The 19,717-nt window shown below is 57.7% G+C and carries 17 protein-coding genes; 9 read left to right on the top strand and 8 right to left on the bottom strand.

Features of this window, described 5'->3' with window-relative positions:
* The first annotated feature begins 6 nt into the window (after window positions 1–6).
* Window positions 7–1,317 (top strand): cytochrome c, encoded by a 1,311-nt coding sequence (locus tag OXR04_RS10075; RefSeq protein ID WP_267369700.1) that lies wholly within the window; start codon window positions 7–9, stop codon window positions 1,315–1,317.
* Window positions 1,318–1,360: 43 nt separating this feature from the next.
* Here OXR04_RS10075 and OXR04_RS10070 read toward each other — a convergent pair whose 3' ends face one another.
* Entirely contained in the window at window positions 1,361–2,770 is a 1,410-nt protein-coding gene (locus OXR04_RS10070) for an MFS transporter (protein WP_267369702.1), read from the bottom strand.
* A 227-nt stretch (window positions 2,771–2,997) separates the two neighbouring features.
* Between OXR04_RS10070 and OXR04_RS10065 the strand changes: the two genes are divergently transcribed.
* Both OXR04_RS10065 and nadS read left to right on the top strand, forming a co-directional pair.
* On the top strand, window positions 2,998–3,330 hold the full coding sequence (locus OXR04_RS10065) for a type II toxin-antitoxin system RelE/ParE family toxin (RefSeq protein ID WP_009092563.1): 333 nt from the start codon (window positions 2,998–3,000) through the stop codon (window positions 3,328–3,330).
* Between the two features lies 1 nt (window position 3,331).
* Complete coding sequence (gene nadS / locus OXR04_RS10060; RefSeq protein ID WP_009092561.1) at window positions 3,332–3,616, top strand: NadS family protein; 285 nt, start codon at window positions 3,332–3,334, stop codon at window positions 3,614–3,616.
* 60 nt (window positions 3,617–3,676) lie between these two features.
* On the opposite strand, the gene abgT is transcribed toward nadS, so the two are convergent.
* The 3 genes from abgT to OXR04_RS10045 form a co-directional block, all read right to left on the bottom strand.
* Window positions 3,677–5,194, bottom strand: a complete 1,518-nt coding sequence (gene abgT, locus OXR04_RS10055; RefSeq protein WP_058957012.1) for a p-aminobenzoyl-glutamate transporter — start codon at window positions 5,192–5,194, stop codon at window positions 3,677–3,679.
* Between the two features lie 167 nt (window positions 5,195–5,361).
* A complete protein-coding gene (locus OXR04_RS10050; protein WP_140922766.1) occupies window positions 5,362–6,804 on the bottom strand; it encodes a M20 family metallopeptidase in 1,443 nt (480 codons plus the stop codon).
* The gene (locus OXR04_RS10045) at window positions 6,801–8,114 is read right to left on the bottom strand and encodes an amidohydrolase (RefSeq protein WP_009092557.1); all 1,314 of its coding nucleotides are present in this window, start codon (window positions 8,112–8,114) and stop codon (window positions 6,801–6,803) included. The genes OXR04_RS10050 and OXR04_RS10045 overlap by 4 nt, the downstream gene beginning before the upstream one ends.
* 115 nt (window positions 8,115–8,229) lie before the next feature.
* Here OXR04_RS10045 and OXR04_RS10040 point away from each other — a divergent pair, with 115 nt between their 5' ends.
* The gene (locus OXR04_RS10040; protein WP_009092555.1) at window positions 8,230–9,126 is read left to right on the top strand and encodes a LysR family transcriptional regulator; all 897 of its coding nucleotides are present in this window, start codon (window positions 8,230–8,232) and stop codon (window positions 9,124–9,126) included.
* Window positions 9,127–9,199: 73 nt separating this feature from the next.
* On the top strand, window positions 9,200–9,637 hold the full coding sequence (gene yjdN, locus OXR04_RS10035) for a VOC family metalloprotein YjdN (RefSeq protein ID WP_009092553.1): 438 nt from the start codon (window positions 9,200–9,202) through the stop codon (window positions 9,635–9,637).
* A gap of 82 nt (window positions 9,638–9,719) precedes the next feature.
* Here yjdN and OXR04_RS10030 read toward each other — a convergent pair whose 3' ends face one another.
* The 3 genes from OXR04_RS10030 to OXR04_RS10020 form a co-directional block, all read right to left on the bottom strand.
* Window positions 9,720–10,586, bottom strand: coding sequence for a nucleoside-specific channel-forming protein Tsx (locus OXR04_RS10030; RefSeq protein WP_267369705.1), 867 nt, complete (start codon window positions 10,584–10,586; stop codon window positions 9,720–9,722).
* A gap of 276 nt (window positions 10,587–10,862) precedes the next feature.
* On the bottom strand, window positions 10,863–12,218 hold the full coding sequence (locus OXR04_RS10025; RefSeq protein WP_111208666.1) for an ATP-binding protein: 1,356 nt from the start codon (window positions 12,216–12,218) through the stop codon (window positions 10,863–10,865).
* On the bottom strand, window positions 12,215–12,874 hold the full coding sequence (locus OXR04_RS10020; RefSeq protein ID WP_009092548.1) for a response regulator: 660 nt from the start codon (window positions 12,872–12,874) through the stop codon (window positions 12,215–12,217). The genes OXR04_RS10025 and OXR04_RS10020 overlap by 4 nt, the downstream gene beginning before the upstream one ends.
* A 582-nt stretch (window positions 12,875–13,456) precedes the next feature.
* Between OXR04_RS10020 and OXR04_RS10015 the strand changes: the two genes are divergently transcribed.
* The 4 genes from OXR04_RS10015 to OXR04_RS10000 all read left to right on the top strand — a co-directional run bounded on the left by OXR04_RS10015 (window position 13,457) and on the right by OXR04_RS10000 (window position 17,079).
* Window positions 13,457–13,798, top strand: coding sequence for a hypothetical protein (locus OXR04_RS10015; RefSeq protein WP_140922760.1), 342 nt, complete (start codon window positions 13,457–13,459; stop codon window positions 13,796–13,798).
* Between the two features lie 532 nt (window positions 13,799–14,330).
* Window positions 14,331–14,699 (top strand): helix-turn-helix domain-containing protein, encoded by a 369-nt coding sequence (locus OXR04_RS10010; protein ID WP_009092546.1) that lies wholly within the window; start codon window positions 14,331–14,333, stop codon window positions 14,697–14,699.
* 167 nt (window positions 14,700–14,866) lie between these two features.
* On the top strand, window positions 14,867–15,763 hold the full coding sequence (locus OXR04_RS10005; RefSeq protein ID WP_046101042.1) for a LysR family transcriptional regulator: 897 nt from the start codon (window positions 14,867–14,869) through the stop codon (window positions 15,761–15,763).
* Window positions 15,764–15,873: 110 nt separating this feature from the next.
* Complete coding sequence (locus OXR04_RS10000; protein WP_267369706.1) at window positions 15,874–17,079, top strand: MFS transporter; 1,206 nt, start codon at window positions 15,874–15,876, stop codon at window positions 17,077–17,079.
* A 55-nt stretch (window positions 17,080–17,134) separates the two neighbouring features.
* On the opposite strand, the gene OXR04_RS09995 is transcribed toward OXR04_RS10000, so the two are convergent.
* Complete coding sequence (locus OXR04_RS09995) at window positions 17,135–19,525, bottom strand: glucose/quinate/shikimate family membrane-bound PQQ-dependent dehydrogenase (RefSeq protein WP_009092543.1); 2,391 nt, start codon at window positions 19,523–19,525, stop codon at window positions 17,135–17,137.
* Window positions 19,526–19,717: the final 192 nt, after the last annotated feature.

Below are 19,717 nucleotides of genomic sequence, written 5' to 3'. Positions count from 1 at the left end.
ATGGCGATGAAAAATGGCATTCTGGCCCTGATTCTGGGCACCCTGACCTTTGCCGCGCTGGCGGATGAGAGCCAGGACAATCTGGTTAAGCGGGGAGAGTATCTGGCGCGCGCCGGTGACTGTGTGGCCTGCCACACCAGCAAAGGGGGCGCGACCTTTGCCGGTGGTCTGCCGATGGCCACCCCGATTGGCACCATCTACTCCACCAACATCACCCCCGATCGCACGACCGGTATTGGTGAGTACAGCTACGACGACTTCCAGAAAGCGGTGCGTCATGGTGTGGCGAAAAATGGCGATACCCTCTATCCCGCCATGCCTTATCCCTCTTACGCGGTCGTCAGCGATGAGGATATGAAGGCGCTTTACGCCTACTTCATGCATGGCGTGACGGCGGTGAAGCAGCCAAATCGCGACAGCGACATTCCGTGGCCGCTGTCGATGCGCTGGCCGCTGGCGATCTGGCGCGGAATTTTTGCGCCCGATGTGAAAGCGTTCCAGCCTGCCGCTCAGGAAGATCCGGTGCTGGCGCGCGGTCGCTATCTGGTTGAGGGGCTGGGCCACTGCGGTGCCTGTCACACGCCGCGCAGTTTCACCATGCAGGAGAAGGTGCTGAGCAACGCCGAAGGCAACGACTATCTGGCGGGCAGCAGCGCGCCGATTGACGGCTGGACGGCCAGCAACCTGCGTGGCGATAACCGCGATGGGCTGGGGCGCTGGAGCGAAGATGACCTGCGTCAGTTCCTGCGTTATGGCCGTAACGATCAGACTGCCGCGTTTGGTGGGATGACCGATGTGGTGGAACACAGCCTGCAGCACCTGAGCGAAGCCGATATCACCGCGATTGCGCGCTATCTGAAGTCACTGGGCGCGAAAGACCCGCATCAGGCGGCCTTCAGCGTGGATGATGCCACCGCCAAAGCTCTCTGGCGCGGCGATGACAGCCAGACCGGCGCGGCGGCCTATGTCGACAGCTGTGCGGCATGCCATAAAACTGATGGCAGCGGCTATAAGCGTTTTTATCCGGCGCTGCGCGGCAACCCGGTGGTACTGGCGGACGATCCGACCTCGCTGATTCACATCGTGCTGGTGGGCGGGCAACTGCCTGGCGTGAACGGTGCGCCATCGACCATTACCATGCCGGCATTTGGCTGGCGGCTGAACGACCAGCAGGTTGCCGATGTGGTGAACTTCGTGCGTAACAGCTGGGGCAATAAGGCGTCAGAACCGGTGACCGCGAAACAGGTCGCGTCGCTGCGTAAAGATGAGAAGGATCGTCTGGGCAGTGCAGACATCCGGGTGCTGGAAGGCAAATAACCCGTAAAAAAGGCCGTCATCATCAGGATGGCGGCCTTTTCTTTTAAATATTCTCCAGATCGATTCCGCGGGTTTTCGGCCCGTAAATCCCTACCGACAGCATCACCATCAGCATGCTCAGCACGATGAACGTAATCACGCCCGGTGTGCCGGCGTATTGCAGGATCACCCCGATTAAAATACTGCTGAATACCGTAGAGAGGCGGCTGAAGGAGTAGCAGAAGCCGACTGCCCGCGCCCGGATGTGGGTCGGGAAAATCTCGGTCTGATAGGCGTGGAAGCTGAAAGTCAGCCAGGCGTTGGACCAGGTAATCAGGAAGCCGCAGAGGATCAGCAGCACCGGCTGCGTCTGAAAGGCGAACAGCGTGCCGAATACCACCGTCATCAGCGATGACAGAACAATCTGCCACTTATTCTCCAGCTTGTCGGCATAGCGGCTGCAGATCAGCGATCCCAGCGGATAGGCCAGCGTGATAAAGAAGGCATAGAGCAGGCTGTGCGTCACCGTGGCACCGCGGCCTGACAGCAGCGCAGGCAGCCAGTTACCAAAGCCAAAAAAGCCGATCGCCTGGAAAAAGTTCATCACCACCAGCATCAGGGTGCGCTGGCGATAAGCGGGAGCCCAGATCTCACGAAAGCGCCCGCGTTTGGGCAGCTGTGCAGCCGCGTCATCGGGCAGGATAGCAGGCCCGGCCGGAATGCCGCAGCGCTGCTCCATCGCCGATAACACCTCATGCGCCGCCTGATAGCGCCCCTGCTGCGCCAGCCAGCGTGCCGATTCCGGCAGATTTCTGCGCACCAGCCAGATCACCAGTGAACAGAGCGCGCCTGCGATCACGACCCAGCGCCAGCCTTCCAGACCGAACACGGTCTGCGGCACCAGCCACCACGACATCAGCGCGACGGCAGGCACCGATAAAAACTGCACGAAAAAGGCATAAGCAAAGGCGCGGCTGCGCAGGTGGCTCGGCACCCATTCCGACAGATAGGTATCAATGGTCACCAGCTCGACGCCCAGCCCGATTCCCACCAGAAAGCGGAACAGAATGATCATCTCCGCGCTCTGCTGAAAGGCCATCAGCAGGGAAAAGAGCCCATACCAGAGCAGCGCACACATAAAGGTCAGGCGGCGGCCAAATCGGTCAGCGTAGGGGGCCAGCAGGCTGGCGCCGAAAAAGAGGCCGAGAAAGGTGGCTGAGGCAAACGCAGCCTGATCGGAGAAGCCGAGCACGCCCGCCTCACCGGTGTGGAAGACGCCTGCCGCCAGCAGGCCGGTGCTGATATAGCCGGTTTCAAACAGGTCGTAAAGTTCAAAAAAGCCGCCCAGCGCCAGCAGGGTGATAAAGCGCCATAAGCCAGCGGACGCGGGCAGCGCATCAATGCGCCCGGCTACGCTGTTGCGGGCCGCCGATGACGCGTGCGTCGGCGGCAGGCGGGTGGAGTGAGTGGTCATATCAGCGTCAACCTCAGGCAGTGTGGGAAACACCCGCAGGCGGTTATTCAGAACATCAACCGTTAGCAGGCGAAGAAATAGCAGAATAATCAATTCATCTGCCGTTGCCGAGAGGGGCGTTGCTGACGATTTAGCAACATACGTTGCAGGTTTTGCCATCCGTGGGCTTTTTCATGAAGCAGGCTGGGTGTACTATGTACTCCTCATGGAAGAGGCAGGAGTGAGCGATGAGTCAGGCAATTGAGTTTATCGAAACCCCGATGTTTACCCGACAGATAAAGCAAATCGCCACGGATGAAGAGCTTCGGGAGCTTCAGAGGGAGCTTATCGAGTCACCGGAGAAAGGCGATCTTATTCAGAAAACCGGCGGACTGCGAAAAATCAGGATGGCGACGGGCAATCAGGGTAAAAGCAGCAGCGCAAGGGTAATTTACTTTCTGGCTACCGCTGAGGTGATTTACCTGATCATGGCTTATCCAAAGAATCTCAAAGAGAACCTCACGGATGCGGAAAAAGCCGTGCTGAAAAAGCTGACACAAAGACTGAAAGAGGAGATATGACATGAGTTTTTTTGATGAACTGAAAGCATCGCTGGAAGAGGCGGTGGAGATAAAAAACGGTGTCAGAGAACCCGCCCGTGTTACCCATTACGCGCTGGCTGATGTGAAGGCTATCCGGGCGCAGCTTAACGTCTCCCAGAGTGAAATGGCGGCTGCACTGGGAACCAGCCTTGATACGATAAAGAGCTGGGAAAGCGGACGCCGCAATCCGACCGGACTGGCAGCTAAAGTACTGGCGACTATCCAGAAGAATCCCGCCTTCTTTCAGGAACTGGCTGCGCACTGACATAACTGCAGTGCCGCAGAAAACGTGCCAGCGTTTATGCTGTATCGCTGGCACGGTGCCTTAAGGCAGTTGCGGCCAGACGCCCGGCCCAATCGGCAGTCCCAGCCAGTACCAGGCGACCAGCAGCGCGATCCAGCTGATAAAGAACACCAGCGGATAGGGGAAGATCAGCACATAGTAGGTGCCGAGCTGCGCATCCTTCTGGTATCGCTGCAAAAAGGCGAGGAACAGCGGCAGAAAGGGCGACATCGGTGCCAGCGGCAGCACCGCCGAGTCAGCGATGCGAAAAATCATCTGGGCAAAGGCGGGATGGAAGCCGAGCAGCATAAACATCGGCACGAACACCGGCGCCAGAATCGACCAGATGGCTGAGCCGCTGGCGATAAACATGCAGAGAAATGCCGACAGAAACATCAGGCCGAGAAATGCGGGCGCGCCGCTGACGCCTGCGCTCTCCAGCACGTCGGTCAGTCCTATCGCCATGAATTTGCCCATGTTGCTCCAGTTAAAGAACGCCACGAACTGCGACAGCGGAAAGACCATCACGATAAAACCCGCCATGCCTTTCATCGGATCGACCAGCAGCTGCGGGATATCATCCGGACGGCGGATCTGCCGGGTGGCGACACCATAGGCAATCGCCACCACAAAGAAGAACAGAATGATGATCGGCACAATGCCCTGAATAAATGGCGAGGGGATAATGGCACCGCTGGCGGGATTGCGCAGCGGCGCATGTTCCGGCACAACCAGCAGCGCCATGACGGCGATAAACAGCAGCGCGGCGATCCCGGCGGCCCGCAGGCCGCGGTTCTCCAGCGGCGTCAGCCCCGCCAGCTTTTCGCCGTTGCCCTGCCACTGCGGCAGGCGCGGCTCAACAAATTTGTCGGTCAGTAACGCACCCACAATCGTCAGCACAATCACCGAGGTGGCCATAAAGAACCAGTTATCGATGACGCTGACATGCACCGTATCGCTGACCGCTTTAGCGGCTTCGGTGCTGATACCTGAAAGCAGCACATCGGTGGTGACGATCAGCAGGTTAGCGGTAAAACCCGAGGCGACACCGGCGATGGCGGCCAGCAGGCCCGCGACCGGATGACGGCCCACCGCCAGAAAGATCAGCGCACCCAGCGGCGGCATCACCACCAGCGCCGCGTCCGAGGAGATATGGCTGAAAAAGGCGATAAACAGCACCATGTAGCTGGCGTAACGGCGGCTGACGCGTGACGCCATCTTAACCATCAGCGACTGCAGCAGGCCGACCTTTTCCGCCAGCCCGGCACCAATGACCAGCGCCAGAATCGACCCCAGCGGGGTAAAGCTGCTGAAGTTTTTGATGATGTTGGGCAGGATCCACTGCAGACCCGCGACGCTCAGCAGGTTGTTGACCCGGACGATTTCGCCATTACCGGGGTTCTTCACCGCCAGATCCAGCGCACTGATAATGGCGGTTGCGACCATCAGTACCACAATCAGATAGACAAACAGTAAAAACGGGTTAGGCACTTTATTGCCTGCGCGCTCGATCCAGCTGAAGAGCCGGCCAGGACTACGGTTCTCGGAGGTTGCTTCCATGGTATGGGTTCTCTTCTTGTCGTCTTGTGACCCCCTTATCGATGGCGGCGCGGGCTGACGCCGGTCGCGACAGGCAACAGGCGGTGAGTTCAGTTCCGGCCCCGCAGAATCAGGGAAGTGTTTGCACTCTTTTTATTCTGGTCCGCGTCAGCGACGCGGCCGCTGGCTCATCCGGCCAGTTTTGTGGGTGTGATCCCCGCAGGGATCGGGCAGTGATAGGGCTGCCCGGCGCGTGCCTTCTGAAATTCGGCCTGGCATTCCGCCAGCGCCTGCTCATCCTGCAGGAGCGTGGTCACCGTCGCCGCCATCACTTTGCCCGCCAGCAACATGCCCTTATGCGCGATCGTGGTGCGGCCCTGCGCCACCAGTTGCCAGGTGTGCAGCGGCGTGCCGAAGGTAAAGCAGGGCGCAAAACACTGTGCCGTCGGCGTGACCCAGCTGACATCGCCGACATCGGTGGAGCCATAGAGCAGGTCGCGGGTGACGGCATAGGGCGCGACCTGATCCATAAACAGCCTCTCCCCCAGCTGCTCCGCCCAGGCGTGACCGGCTTCGCCACCGATACGGGCGGCGTTCAGGCGGGCATTACGCAGATCATCATCGGTCAGAGTGGCACGCAGTTCAGCCGCGAACGCGCGCTCTTCGTCGCTGTAGTCGGGCAAACCAAAGTGATGCAAATAGCGCTCCATGACCGCTTCCAGCGCGCGATTAGGCACATAGTCAGAGCAGGCTTTGTCAAAACGCACGGTCAGGGTCGTGTCCGTCATCAGGGCGGCACCCCGGGCAATATTGATCACCCGCTGATAGATCGCCTGCGCCTGTGGCAGCGATGGCGCGCGGATCAGGTAGAGCACCTCCGCATCGGCCTGCACCACATTTGGCGAGACACCGCCGCTGTTGGTGATGGCGTAGTGCAGACGTGCCTCCTGTTCGATGTGCTCGCGCAGAAAGTTGGCCCCGGTATTCATCAGCGTGACGGCATCCAGTGCGCTGCGGCCCAGATGGGGAGAATTAGCGGCATGAGCCGCGATCCCTTTGAAGCTGAACGCGGCCTGAATATTGGCGAGCGTGCGCAGATTGAACATGCCGCTGAAACCTTCCGGATGCCAGGTCACGGCGGCATCCACATCGTCAAACAGGCCTTCACGTACCATAAAGGTCTTGCCCGATCCCCCTTCTTCGCCGGGGCAGCCATAAAAACGCACGGTTCCGCCAGCGTGATGCTGCTCCATCCAGGCTTTAACCGCACAGGCCGCCGCCACGCCGGCGGTGCCGAGCAGGTTGTGACCGCAGCCGTGTCCGTTGCCGTTCACCTCCAGCGGTTCTGGCCGGGCGCATCCGGCCTGCTGGCTGAGACCGGCCAGCGCATCAAACTCCCCGAGGATGGCAATCACCGGTTTGCCGCTGCCGGCGCTGGCGATAAAGGCGGTGTCAATGCCGCCCACGCCGCGCTCCACGATGAACCCGGTTTCGGCCAGCGCATCGGCCAGCAGGGCCGAGGAGCGGGTTTCGGCAAAGCGGGTTTCTGGCGTATCCCAGATGGCGTCGCTGAGCGTGCTGAAACGGTGCTGATGGCGGTCGATATAGTCGGCAATAAAGGCTTCCATCATCGTGTTTCACCATACTGCGCCTGATTGAGCGCCAGCGTCGCCAGCAGCGTGATGGCGTCCGGCATGACCCGCTCATCAAAGTCGAATCGGGCATTATGGTGGCCCGCCGCCAGGTCACAGCCGAAAATGACGTATGAGGCCTGACCGCCACGCTGCCTGACGCGCTCCATCATATAGGTCGCATCTTCTGATCCTGCCGCCTGCGCTTTGCGATCGACCACGGAATCAAAGATACCGAGCGCGTCTGCCTGCTGGTGGATGAAGTCGACCCACGGCTGCGTCGGGGTGCAGCTGCGCGCCGCACCCATCAGCGTCACCTGCTGCTCAACACCATACATCGCCGCCGCACCGGCAATTACCCGCAGCGCCTGCTGATAAATATCGTCGTTAACCTGATTGGTGATGCCGCGGGTTTCGACCTTCAGCAGGGCGCAGTCGGCGACCACGTTGCGGCCGGTTCCGGCCTGCAGCACGCCGACATTCACACGCGCCACGCCGCCGCTGTGCTGGGCCAGGCCATGCAGGGCCAGCGTTGCCTGAGCCGCCGCCAGCAGGGCATTGCGTCCCTCTTCCGGGCGGCCACCCGCATGGGCACCGACGCCGGTGAAGTGGACATCCAGCTTGGTGGTGGCGAGAAAGCTGTCGCTGCCGCACACCACTTCGCCCGCCGGCACGCCGGTGCCAATGTGAATCGCCGTGAAGCGATCCACATCATCGACCACGCCCGCCGCTACCATCGCTTTCGCGCCGCGTACACCCTCTTCAGCAGGCTGAAAAATCAGTTTGATGGTGCCGCTGAGCCGCTCTTTCATCGCCATCAGCACTGAGGCAAGCCCCAGCCCGATGGTGGTGTGGCCATCATGACCGCAGGCGTGCATCATGCCCGCATTGCAGGAGGCGAACCCTTCCCGCTGCGGCAGATGATCGCTGGCCTGGCTCTCATTGAGATCCAGTGCGTCCATATCCACGCGGAAGCCCATCACCGGGCCGGGACGGCCGGTTTCCAGCGTCGCCACGATGCCGCAGAATCCGCCGGAAAAGTGGCTGATCCACTGCGGCAGCGCGCCCTGTTGTAACGCCCGCGCCTCCTGCTGTTTCAGCACGGCGGCGTCGGGCAGGCCCATCCGCGCCTCTGCGTCGATCACCTCACGCCCCAGCTTTAGCTGATAACCGAGCTGATGCAGCTCTTCAGCGACCAGCGTGGCGGTGCGAAACTCCAGCCAGCCCGATTCGGCGTAGTGATGGAAGTCACGACGCCACTGCTGAAGCTGCGGCAGCCTTGCACTGACGTGGTCGGAAAGGGTTTTCATCGGCTCTGTCCTCGTTGTTGGTTTTTTATGCACTGCTTCGAATCTACACAATGGAATTGCCGGGCATAAGATGCGAATATCTTGTGACTGATAAACAACGGTTATCACAAAAGTTATGTCCGCTAATCTCAAACTTCATCAACTGCGTGCGTTTGTTGACGTGGCGCGGCAGGGCAGTATCCGTGCGGCAAGCCGTGTTTCGGGGCTGTCGCAACCGGCGCTGACCAAAGCGATTCAGGAACTGGAGCGTGAGCTGGGGGCAAAGCTGTTTATCCGCCGCCAGCAGGGCGTCGTGTTAACCGATATCGGTGATAACTTTTTCCGTCATGCCAGCCTGGTGCTGGCGGAGCTGCGGGTCGCTGAAGAGGATATCCAGCAGCGGCTGGGGCGGGGCGGGGGGCAGGTGAATATCGGCATCGGCAGCAGCGTGGCGCGTACCGTTATGCCACAGGTGATCAACCAGTTTCATCGGGAATATCCGCTGGTCAAGGTGCGCATCGTCGAAGGCCAGCTGGTGTCGATGGTGCATGAGCTGCGTCAGGGAACGCTCGATTTCACTATCAATACCTATGACCAGAGTCATCTCGATCAGGAGCTGATGTATGAGCGGGTGATGGAGCGGGAATATAAGGTGGTGGTTCGCAAAGGCCATCCGCTGGAAAAAGCCCGTTCACTGGCGGCGTTGCAGCAGGCGGACTGGACCATGCCGACGCCGAAAGGCAGCTATTACCGCCTGCTGCACGACCTCTTTGGCGAGCGCGGCATGGCACCCAAAATCGTGGTGACCTGTGAAACCTTTATGGCCTGCACCAGCCTGGTGGCGCAAAGCGATTTCATCAGCATTCTGTCAGCCGATGTGATTGACGATCCGGTTCTGGGACGGTCGCTGGTCGCGCTGACGCTTGACGAACCCCTGCCGAAAGCGATTTTTTATCTGATTCAGCGTAAGGAGACCGCGCTGACGCCCATGAGCAGCTATATGGCGCAGCTGTTTCGCCGTTATTGCCAGTAAAATCAGCGAGTAAAGTCGATCGTCTACACTCTTAAGGTACTGTAAAAATCCAACCGACAATATAGAGGTGAAGATGCAAGTCAGTCCTTATCTGTTTCTCTATGGCCGTTGTGAAGAGGCTATCGACTTTTACCTGCAGGCGACCGGGGGCGAGTTGCTCGCGAAAATGAAGTTTGGTGATATGCCGGATCAGGGAGAGCAGGTTGGCGATCAGTCCGCAGCGCCGCAGCCACCCGAGAAGATCATGCATGCGCAACTGCGTATTGGCGACGGCGAGCTGATGCTCAGCGACGGTAACACCGATCAGCCACCGGCGTCGGAACATGCCGGTTATGCGGTCAGCCTTTCCACCACCGATGTCGAAGAGGGTAAAGCGTGGTTTGAAAAACTGTCGGCAGGCGGCAAGGTGACAACGGAGTGGCAGGAGACTTTCTGGTCGAACGGCTTCGCCATGTTTATCGATAAGTTCAACATTCCGTGGCGCATCAATGTGGAGAAGTCGCAGGATTAATCGGCTGACGGACGTCACAGGACGTGACGCCATACCAGCAGAAACACAAGGCGGCGACGCGATAAAGCGCCGCCGCTTCACATCAGAAGTTGTAACCCGCCACCAGGTAGTAACCCCAGCCGGTCGATTTGACTTCAAACGGACCGTTGCCGAAGTTCAGCTCCTGACCATCTGCCCACTGGCCGCCGTTGTGGAAGTAACGCGCCACCGCAGAGATGTGCCAGTGATCGTAGCCCAGTGACAGAATGTGGCTGGAGGCGATGGAGTTGCTGGTACGTGATGCGCCGCCTTTATCGCGCAGATCGGAACCCCAGTCGAAGTTAGTGAAGCTGACATAGCCCAGATTACCGCCCCACAGCGTCGTGATCGGGACGAAGTATTTCACCTTGAAGCGATAGCCATCCCAGCTGTTCTCGTTCGCCGCACCGTAGTTTTCCCACTGATATTTGGCATAGACGTTCAGCGACAGGCCGACATCGCTGTGCGTATCGATATCGGTGCCGAGACCCATATACCAGGTGTTCTGGCGGTTATCGCTGTTACGGCCCATATCGTAGATGTAGTTGTTAGCAAAATACCACTCTTTGAACGGACCAAATGCCAGACTGGTGCCGGTCAGCTTGTCGATCGAGAAGCGCGGCTCAATTTCCATGAACATCGGTGAACCGTGGTCGAATACGCCGTTGGCGTTGCTGTTGCCGACGCCGAAGAAATTAGGTACGTCGAGATAGCCGTAAAAGTCGAACCACTCTTTTTTCGCAAACGCTTCATATTCCAGATAGACGTCGTTATTGAACTGCGGTCCGAAACGGGTGTGGTAGCTGCCTACCACGTTAACGCTCTGATGCCACCAGTCAGAGAGATACTGCGGATCGCTTTCTGCGGCCTGCGCAGCACCACTCAGTGAACATGCCAGCACGGCACCTGCTATCAACGTTTTATATTTCATTATCATCAGCCACATGCTTTTGACCGCCGCACAGCAGACGCAGTCAGAGAGAAATCGGTCCCTGGAGGGAATGAGGATGTCAGCAAAAAACAGCCGGTTATTCAGCCCGCGTAGGGTGCCTGTAACAGATCGATAGAAAATAGATTTTGCTCACGTTTGTCAAAAAGTGTTGCATTACAATTCAGCTAAAATGTGATGCACTTCACAATTAAGACCATGATCGAACGGAACCAGGCAACCGTTTACGTTGTCTGGTTCGTGATCAAAAAGGCGGGATCAGGGAAAAGTGACGCGAACCTGCAAACCACAGATGGCACCCTGTGGGGTCAGACAGTTGGAAAGGGCGACGTGAATCTGATGTTTCTGAGCGACGTTACGCACGATGGATAATCCCAGCCCGCTGCCCTGGGCTTTCACGTCAGGCGAGCGGGTAAAACGATCAAACGCGCGCTCGATAAAGGATTCCGGCATGCCTGGCCCGTTATCGACAATATCGACCACCGTTTTGCCCGCGACCCGATGCAGCAGCACATCGACCAGACTCCCTTCCGGCGTGTGCAACATGGCGTTACCAATCAGGTTGTCAAACAGGCTGCGCAGCTCAGAACGACTGGCCTGCAGACGATACTGGGCAGAGCCGTTAAAGCCGATATCGATGCCGCGCTTGTCTGCCACCACCATCAGCTGCTCAATGCTCTCCTTGAGCAGATCTTCCAGGTCAATATGCTCGACGCTGGCGACCACACTCTGGTCATCCTGGCGCGACACATTGAGTAGCTGTGTGACCAGATGACGGGTGCGCGTGACGCCCGCTTCCAGCTGGCTGAACTGCCGGCTCGCTTCGCCCGGCTGGATATACTGCCGCAGATTCTCCAGCTGTAAGGTCACCGCCGTTACCGGGGTGCGCAGTTCATGGGCGGCGTCCTCCAGGAACTGACGCTGAGAGGACCAGGCCTCGCGCAGTTTACTCAGCAATGAATTATAGGCAGCCACCAGCGGCAGAATCTCATCCGGCAGCCCCTCCGGCGAGACGTTGTGCGGATGATGGGTCTCCTGCGCCGCGATCTGACGCGAAGCCACCTGCAGATCGCGGGTGATCTTGCGAACCACCAGCCAGATCACCAGCAGCGACAGCGGCATCATCAGGATCATCGGGATAATCGCCGCCAGCGCCCGCTTGACCATCGTGGACTTCATGTAGCTGAGGTTGTGCATGACCTGAATGGTTTTGATCGCGCTGCCGGGCAAACCGGGCCGGGTGTAGATCCGCCATTCACAGTCGCCGCACTGGCCGACATGCACGTCGCGGTAACCCCGCTGGTTCTGTAACGGGGCCGCCAGCTCCGGCCAGGAGCTGGCACGCAGCTGTCCGCGATCGTCCCACAGCTGAACCACAAACGCGCTTTTCGCTTTATCCGGCGCAATCAGCATCGGCATCAGGGCGGGCATCTGCTTATTAGTGGACCAGGCGTCCGCGATTTTTGCCAGCTGATCGTCCTTCATCGTGCCGACCATATCGCCGTAGCAGCTGAAGAAATACCAGGTGACGCCGCCAATCATCAGCAGATGAATAATCAGCAGCGTAGAGAGCAGTTTATTACGCAGCGAGCGCATAAAGGTGAAGGGTTTCATATGGCCGGAACCCGCCAGCCCAGGCCACGCACGTTGCGGATCACGTCGTTATCCAGCTTGCGGCGCATGCCGTGAATCAGGACATCCACCGCATTGCTGCTGACTTCATCGCCCCAGCCATAGATGCGGTTTTCCAGCTGCTCGCGCGACAGAATGGCACCGGGCCGCTCCAGCAGAGCGTAGAGCAGGGCATACTCGCGCGCGGTCAGCTGCTCGCGCTGACCCTTATAGAGCACTTCGCGGGTCATCATATCCAGCTGAACATCCCCGCTGCCCAGCACCGAATCTGCCGCGCCGTGGCGGCGTCGGGTAATGGCGCGCATCCGGGCCATCACTTCCTGGAGGTCGAACGGTTTAAGCAGGTAGTCGTCAGCGCCGCTGTCGAGCCCCTGAATGCGCTGCGCCACCGTGTCGCGGGCAGTCAGAATCAGCACGGGCGTGGAGTCGCCGCGCCCGCGCGCCCGGCGCAGCACCTGTAACCCGTCATCGCGGGGTAAGCCGAGATCGAGCAGCACGCAGCTGTAGCCGCCTTCGCTCCAGGCATTGTGGGCAAAGACGCCATCGCGCACCCAGTCCACCGACCAGCCCGCGCCCTCCAGTGCCTGCTGCAGGTTTGCGCCGATCATTTCATCATCTTCAACCAGTAACACGCGCATGGCTGATCTCCTCTGCAAAGATGGGAGAGAGTTTACTCATCAATTGTTAGGCCAGAATTATCCGCCTTCACACTTCCCGCTGTCGCCGCGCTGGCTGCATCTGCAGTGCTTCATCAGAACTCTATCCGCATTTTTCATAGTAAACGAGAGTAAAACTACTGGCCTGAGGACGAAAATTTTGACGCTTTTATCATTAGGTCAATACTACCCTTTTCAGACGTGAATAATGCTATTTAACTGTTGTATGACTAATTCAGGATAGAAATGATTTTTATCAGATACGGGCTCTATGTTAGTAAGGTTATTCCTGAGTAGATAGATGTTAAAATTATGCAATAGAAATTAACTCTGAAAATTAATTGTGCCTTATGTCACATAAAGAGATAAATATTAATATTTTATCAGGATGATCTGGGAAGAAATAACAAGAAATGACATCTTTTTTCACCCATCTCTTTGATAAGGAAATTTATTTTATAAATTTTAATAAGGGTAATAACTCTTTGCACATGGAATATTTAATTGATATAAATTTCTGGCAACAGGGTTTGCCATTAATAAAAAAAAGAAGGAGTTTGTTAAATGAAGATCTTAGAAAATAGTCATTTGCTTTTGGTTACTGGTGCAAGCGGTGCATACGACCCTGCCTATGCTGGGGCATCAGCTTATGCCAGTCAGCATGGTAATAAGTCCAGTCAATCCGGTAATCTGTTTGGTCCAAGTAATGGCGTAATTCAGGTTGTGGCTGCACATCCTGAAATGGTGGGCTGTCTCAATGGCATCCTCGGTGGGATGATTAGTGGTTCAGTAGGTGGTCCGGGCTCAGCTGTGGCAAGTGCGATTGGTGGTGGTATTGGTTCGTGTTTTAATAATTCTGGAAACTACAATGCTGGTAACAGTATTGGTGGTCAATGCACCTGGTGAAATTAGTCTTCATGATAAATGATGGCTGAGGGTTTTATGCAAAAAATAGTACGCTATCTATCTATATTGGTTAGCATATTAGTGGGCGCAATGTTTTTGAGTGGCGCAGGCGTTTCGTATGAAGGCTGGTATGCTATGCCAGAAAATGCATCAAAAATGGTCGTTACAATCGCTACACTGACTACGTTTGTTAAACTGACTATTTTTTTGTGCTCAAGGTTTTTCAGTGCATCTGGCAGCTGTAAAAAAACTTAAGTGTAGAGATTAGATGTGCAGGGGCTTCGGCTCCTGTTTTGATATAAAAAATTAATAAAACAGGAATGTAATAAAAGCTGCTGACTAAATGAGTTTTAAATGCCTCTCTTTTCTAACAGTAATCTCACGACAGATTTTTACTCAAAGCCCCCGCTGGCCGCACCCTCTCACCTCCGTTTCACCCCTTGCTAATTCTGCGCTAATTTTCTGCTAATTAAGGGATAAATTTTAGCGGGTAGAGTGGTTCCACTGCACATCAGCTTGAACAGGAGGAACCATGAATCAGCGCGAGTTTATTCGGAGTCTGCTGGACTGGATAGAGAACAACTTAGGACACGATCTGCATCTGGATGAGGTGGCGCGCCGCTCAGGCTATTCGCGCTGGCATCTGCAACGCCTGTTTCGCCAGCATACCGGCTTTTCCCTGGCAGAATATATCCGTCAGCGTCGCCTGACGGAGTCGGCGCTCACGCTGCTGAGCAGCAACGAAGCGATTCTGCAGGTGGCGATGAACTACGGCTTTGATACCCAGCAGGCCTACACCCGGACCTTCAAAAATTACTTTATGGTGACGCCGGGCCAGTTGCGCCGCCAGCGTCGCGTCGAGCCAGATCGACTGCTGTTCCCGCTGGCGATGGCCAGCTGATGCCTGACAAGGCCTTTCCGTCACGGCAGGCAGACGGAAAGGTCACTCCGCGCATTACCCTCGCTTCGGCTGTTATCGCCCTGTTTTTTTTGCCTCCTCCCCACAGTCATCCCGCCTGAACATGCTAGTTTGTTGCCTGCATCCCCTTACTGTCGGAGTCGGGAAACATGGAAAATGGCGCGAATTTAACCGCCATGCTGGTATTCGCACGGGTGGTGGAGTTACAGAGTTTCAGCGAGGCCGCTCGCGCACTGGGCTGGTCCAAATCGCATGTCAGCCGGGAGATCGCCCGGCTGGAACTCAGGCTCGGTATCCGGCTGCTGCAGCGCACCACCCGGCGGCTGGCGCTGACCGAGCTTGGGCAGGCGTACTACCCCTATTGTGTCCGTATGCTGGCGGAAGCGCAGCGCGCCGAGGCGTTCGTTCAGCAGTTGCATCAGCAGGCCGCCGGTCATGTCAGGCTGCAGGCGCCCGTCACGTTCGGCTGTCAGTGCGTAGTGCCTGTCGTTAATCGCTTTCTGCGCCGCCATCTGCATATCAACGTTGATCTCGATCTCACCGATCGCAGCCAGGATCGGCTGGACGATCAGGATGATCTGGCGATTGTGATCCGATCCCGGGCACCGCGTCAGGGCAACTTCCGGCTGCTGAGTGATATCGACTGGGGGCTCTATGCCGCGCCTGCTTATCTGGCACAGCGACCGGCCATCACTCACCCCGGGATGCTGCCGCGTCACGACCTTCTGCTGTTTCATGGCCCGGCCCACACCGCTGCGCTGCCGTTCCGCCGCGATAAGCAGCGGCTGGCGCTGGATGTACGCAGTCGCTTTCGCGCCAATAACAGCATGGCGCTGCTGAATGCGGCCCTGGCCGGCAGCGGTATCGCCTATCTGCCCGCCTACATGGCGCAGGAGGCGGTCGGGCGGGGTGATATTCAGCAGCTGTTGCCGGAGTGGCAGATGGACCGTCTGCAAAGCTATCTGCTGCTGCACGACACCCCGGAAACGGCGTCGCCCGTCACGCTGCTGAGCGATGCGCTGGTTGCGGCGCTGAGCACAGGCTGATTGTTGCCTGCTGACAACAATCATCGCCACAGAGTAACTATCGCGGCGTGACTGTTGTTAACCCGCCGCCCTGGTTAGCCTGTATCCCTGATCAATCAAGGGATATGGCTATGCAACACTCACCCGAAACGGCAGTGTTTCACCACTGGAAACGTAATTTAGCGGTCTGCGTCGTCGGATCTTTTACCACTATCGTGGCGATGACGCTGCTGCTGCCTTTTCTGCCGCTCTATGTTCAGCAGCTTGGCGTTGAGCAGCCCGCCGCCATTGCGCGCTGGTCCGGCCTGGCCTATGGGGCGACCTTTTTCAGTGCCGCGCTGACGGCACCGCTGTGGGGTCGGCTGGCTGATCGTTACGGTCGCAAGCTGATGCTGATTCGGGCCAGCCTCGGCATGGCGATTGCGATGTCGCTGATTGGTATGGCGACGGCGCCGTGGCAGCTGGTGGCGCTGCGTCTGCTGGCGGGGCTGCTGGGTGGCTACGCGTCGGGGTCGACCATTCTGGTGGCGGCGCAGACGCCCAAAGCGCAGACAGGCTGGGCGCTGGGCGTCCTCTCCTCCGGCATTATGGCCGGCAACGTGGTCGGGCCGCTGCTGGGTGGCCTGCTGCCGCCGCTGATTGGCATCCGGCAGACCTTCTGGCTGACCGGCGCGGTGATTTTTCTCGCCTTCCTCGCCACCACCTTTTTACTCAGAGAGCAGCCGCGAGCCTGCATCACCGCCCGCGATCGTCCTTCACCGATGCCGGCAGAGCCGCCGGTCAATCACCGCCTGGTGCGGCTGATGTGGCTTTCCGGCATGTTGCTGATTTTTGCCAGCATGTCGATTGAACCGATTATTACGCTCTACGTCGGCGAGTTTGTTCAGGGTGAACATCAGATCACCCTGATGGCCGGAATCGTGATGTCCGCCGCCGCGCTGGGCACGGTGCTGGCAGCACCGCGGCTCGGTCGCCTGGCCGATCGCATCGGACACTGGCGGGTTCTGACAGGGGGGTTACTGCTGAGCGGCGTGCTGCTGATCCCGCAGGCGTTTATCACGGCGGCCTGGCAGCTGGTGCTGCTGCGCTTTCTGATGGGGATGGCGCTGGGCGGCCTGATGCCATGCATCACGGCGATTATCCGTCATAACGTACCGGGCTCACAGGTCGGACGGATGCTCGGTTATTCTACTTCGGCACAATACGTGGGTCAGGTCAGCGGCCCGCTGTTCGGTGGAGTGGTCGGCGGGACGTTCGGGATGCGGCCGGTATTTCTGGCGACCTGCGCGGTGATGCTCTTCTGCGCATGGCTCAACTGGCGCGAAATGAAAAAGTAACGCGATCAAAAAAGGCGGACCGGAGTCCGCCTTTTGTTACTGACCGAAGCAGGAATTACTTCTGGTCTGGCAGCGCGTAGGCAATCACATAGTCGCCCAGCTTGGTACCAAACGAACCGTGACCGCCTGCTGCGATGACAACGTACTGCTTGCCATTCACTTCATAGGTCATTGGGGTCGCCTGGCCGCCTGCTGGCAGACGTGCCTGCCACAGCAGTTCGCCGGTGTCGGTGCTGAACGCGCGCAGGTAGTTATCGGCGGTCGCACCAATGAAGAATACCTTACCTGCGGTGGTGATTGGACCACCCAGCATCGGCATACCCATTTTGAACGGCAGCGGAACCGGTGAGCTGTCACGAACGGTACCGATACGCTGTTTCCACACGACGTCGTTGGTCTTCAGATCCACCGCGGAGATGTAACCCCAGGCTGGCTGTTTGCATGGCAGACCAAACGGAGAGAGGAACGGATTCAGTTCGACGCCAAACGGCACGCCATACTGCGGCTGAATACCGGTTTCAGTCCCTGAACCACCCTCTGCACCTTTCGGCGGCTCAATCGGGTTACCCGGACCGCGCGGAACCAGTTTCGAGACAAACGGCAGCGCCATCGGGTTAGCAATCGCAATCTGACGATGTGGATCGACCGCGATACCGCCCCATTCGAACATACCCAGGTTGCCCGGGAACACCAGCGTACCCTGCTCAGATGGCGGCGTGAACGGACCTTCATAGCGCAGACGCTTGAAGATAACGCGACACACCAGCTGGTCAAACATCGTCGCGCCCCACATATCCTTGTCCGTCAGGTTCTGTTTCGGACGGAAGGTCAGCTCAGAGTAGGGCTGCGTGGCGGCAACGTGGTCGCCTTTCGCGGCACCCTGTGGCACTGGCGTTTCTGGCGCCGGAACCACTGGCTTGCCGGTGCGGCGATCCAGAACGAAGATGTTACCGGTTTTAGCCGGCGCGTAGATCACCGGGACGGTGTTGCCATCTTTATCGGTGATGTCAGCCAGGGTCGGCTGCGACGGCAGATCCATATCCCACAGGTCGTGATGCACCGTCTGATAAGACCAGACCAGCTTACCGGTGGTGGCGTTCAGCGCCAGCACGCTGCTCGCGTAGCGCTCCTGCTCTGGTGTGCGGTTACCGCCCCAGATGTCCGGTGTGCTCACGCCCATTGGCAGGTAAACGGTATCCAGTTTCGGATCGTAAACCGCCGGTGCCCATGAGTTCGGTGAATTCAGGGTAAAGGTGTGTTCATCAGCCGGAATGGCATTCGGATCTTTAGCACCCGGATCAAAGACCCACAGCAGTTTACCGGTATTCACATCAAAGCCACGAATCACGCCGGAAGGCTCGCGGGTTGAGTAGTTATCGGTGACTGCACCCGCCATGATGATGGTGGTGTTGGTAATGATCGGCGGTGAGGTCGGCTCATACTGACCCGGCGTGGTGACGGGCTGCTTGTGCTGCAGATCCAGCTCGCCGTTAACGCCAAATGTCGGGCAGCGTTCGCCGGTTTCGGCGTCCAGTGCAAACAGACGACCATCATTAACCGGTAAATAGATACGACGTGAGCAGAGCGCAGGCTGGCTGTTTGCTGCATCAGCGGCTGCCGGCACTTCGTGGTAGGATACGCCGCGGCAGGTCACGTGCTGGAAGGTCGGATTCACCTTCATGGCCGGATCAAACTTCCACTTCTGTTTACCTGTAGCCGCATCCAGCGCAAACAGGATCTGGTGTGGCGAACAGAGGTAAAGGGTGTCGCGGATTTTAATCGGGGTCACTTCGTCGGTGATTTCGCCCGGATCGTTAGGGGTTTTCATGTCGCCGGTCTGGAACTGCCAGGCAACCTGCAACTCTTTCACGTTCTCGTGGTTAATCTGCTTCAGCGGCGAGAAACGGGTTCCCTGCTGATCGCGCGCATAAGCGGGCCAGTCAGCATCCGGAATGTTGCTCAGCGGTGCAGCCTGCTGTGCATTGTCAGCGGTTTCCGGCACAGAACCGTTAATGACCTGCGGATCGTTGAATACCGCGTAGGCCAGCACGGCCGCACTGGCAATCAGCGCCACAGCCATGGTACCCAGTGCTGCTTTGCTACCGGCGTTCACACTGCGATAGACAAACGGCAGGATCAGCCAGACACCAAAAATCACCAGCACATCGGTGCGTGGCGCCAGCGCCCAGAAGTCCGTCCCGACTTCCCACACGCCCCAGATCAGGGTGCCGATCAGCAGCAGCGCATAGAGAACCAGCGCGGTGCTTTTACGGCGGGAAAGCAGATAAGCGGTGATGAGCATAACCACACCGCCGAAAACGTAATACCAGGAACCACCAATAGCGGCTAACCAGCCACCGCCAATCAGCATAAACGCGCCCGTCAGTACTGCGAACAGTATCGTCAGGAAACGAATTACGCTAAACGATGAGGAGTTTTTCCCCATGATATCGACCTCGTTTTGTTGCCATAAAACATACGAAAACAACCAGATAGGCTGTTTCCAGTTATCAAGTACAAATGATTAAGGGTGTTCTTGAGAATCTCTTCCGCTAAGACAGACGCTCCCTTTGTGTTAAATGTTATAGCAAAATTAGATCAAGGTTTGATTTTTTTAGCTCAAAGCGCTTAACAAATG

This window comes from Pantoea sp. GM_Pan_3 (genome assembly GCF_026541045.1).
In the GTDB taxonomy this organism is placed as follows: Bacteria; Pseudomonadota; Gammaproteobacteria; order Enterobacterales; family Enterobacteriaceae; genus Pantoea; species Pantoea anthophila.
Note: the sequence above shows the minus strand (reverse complement) of the source record. Positions and strands in the feature narration are given on the sequence as shown.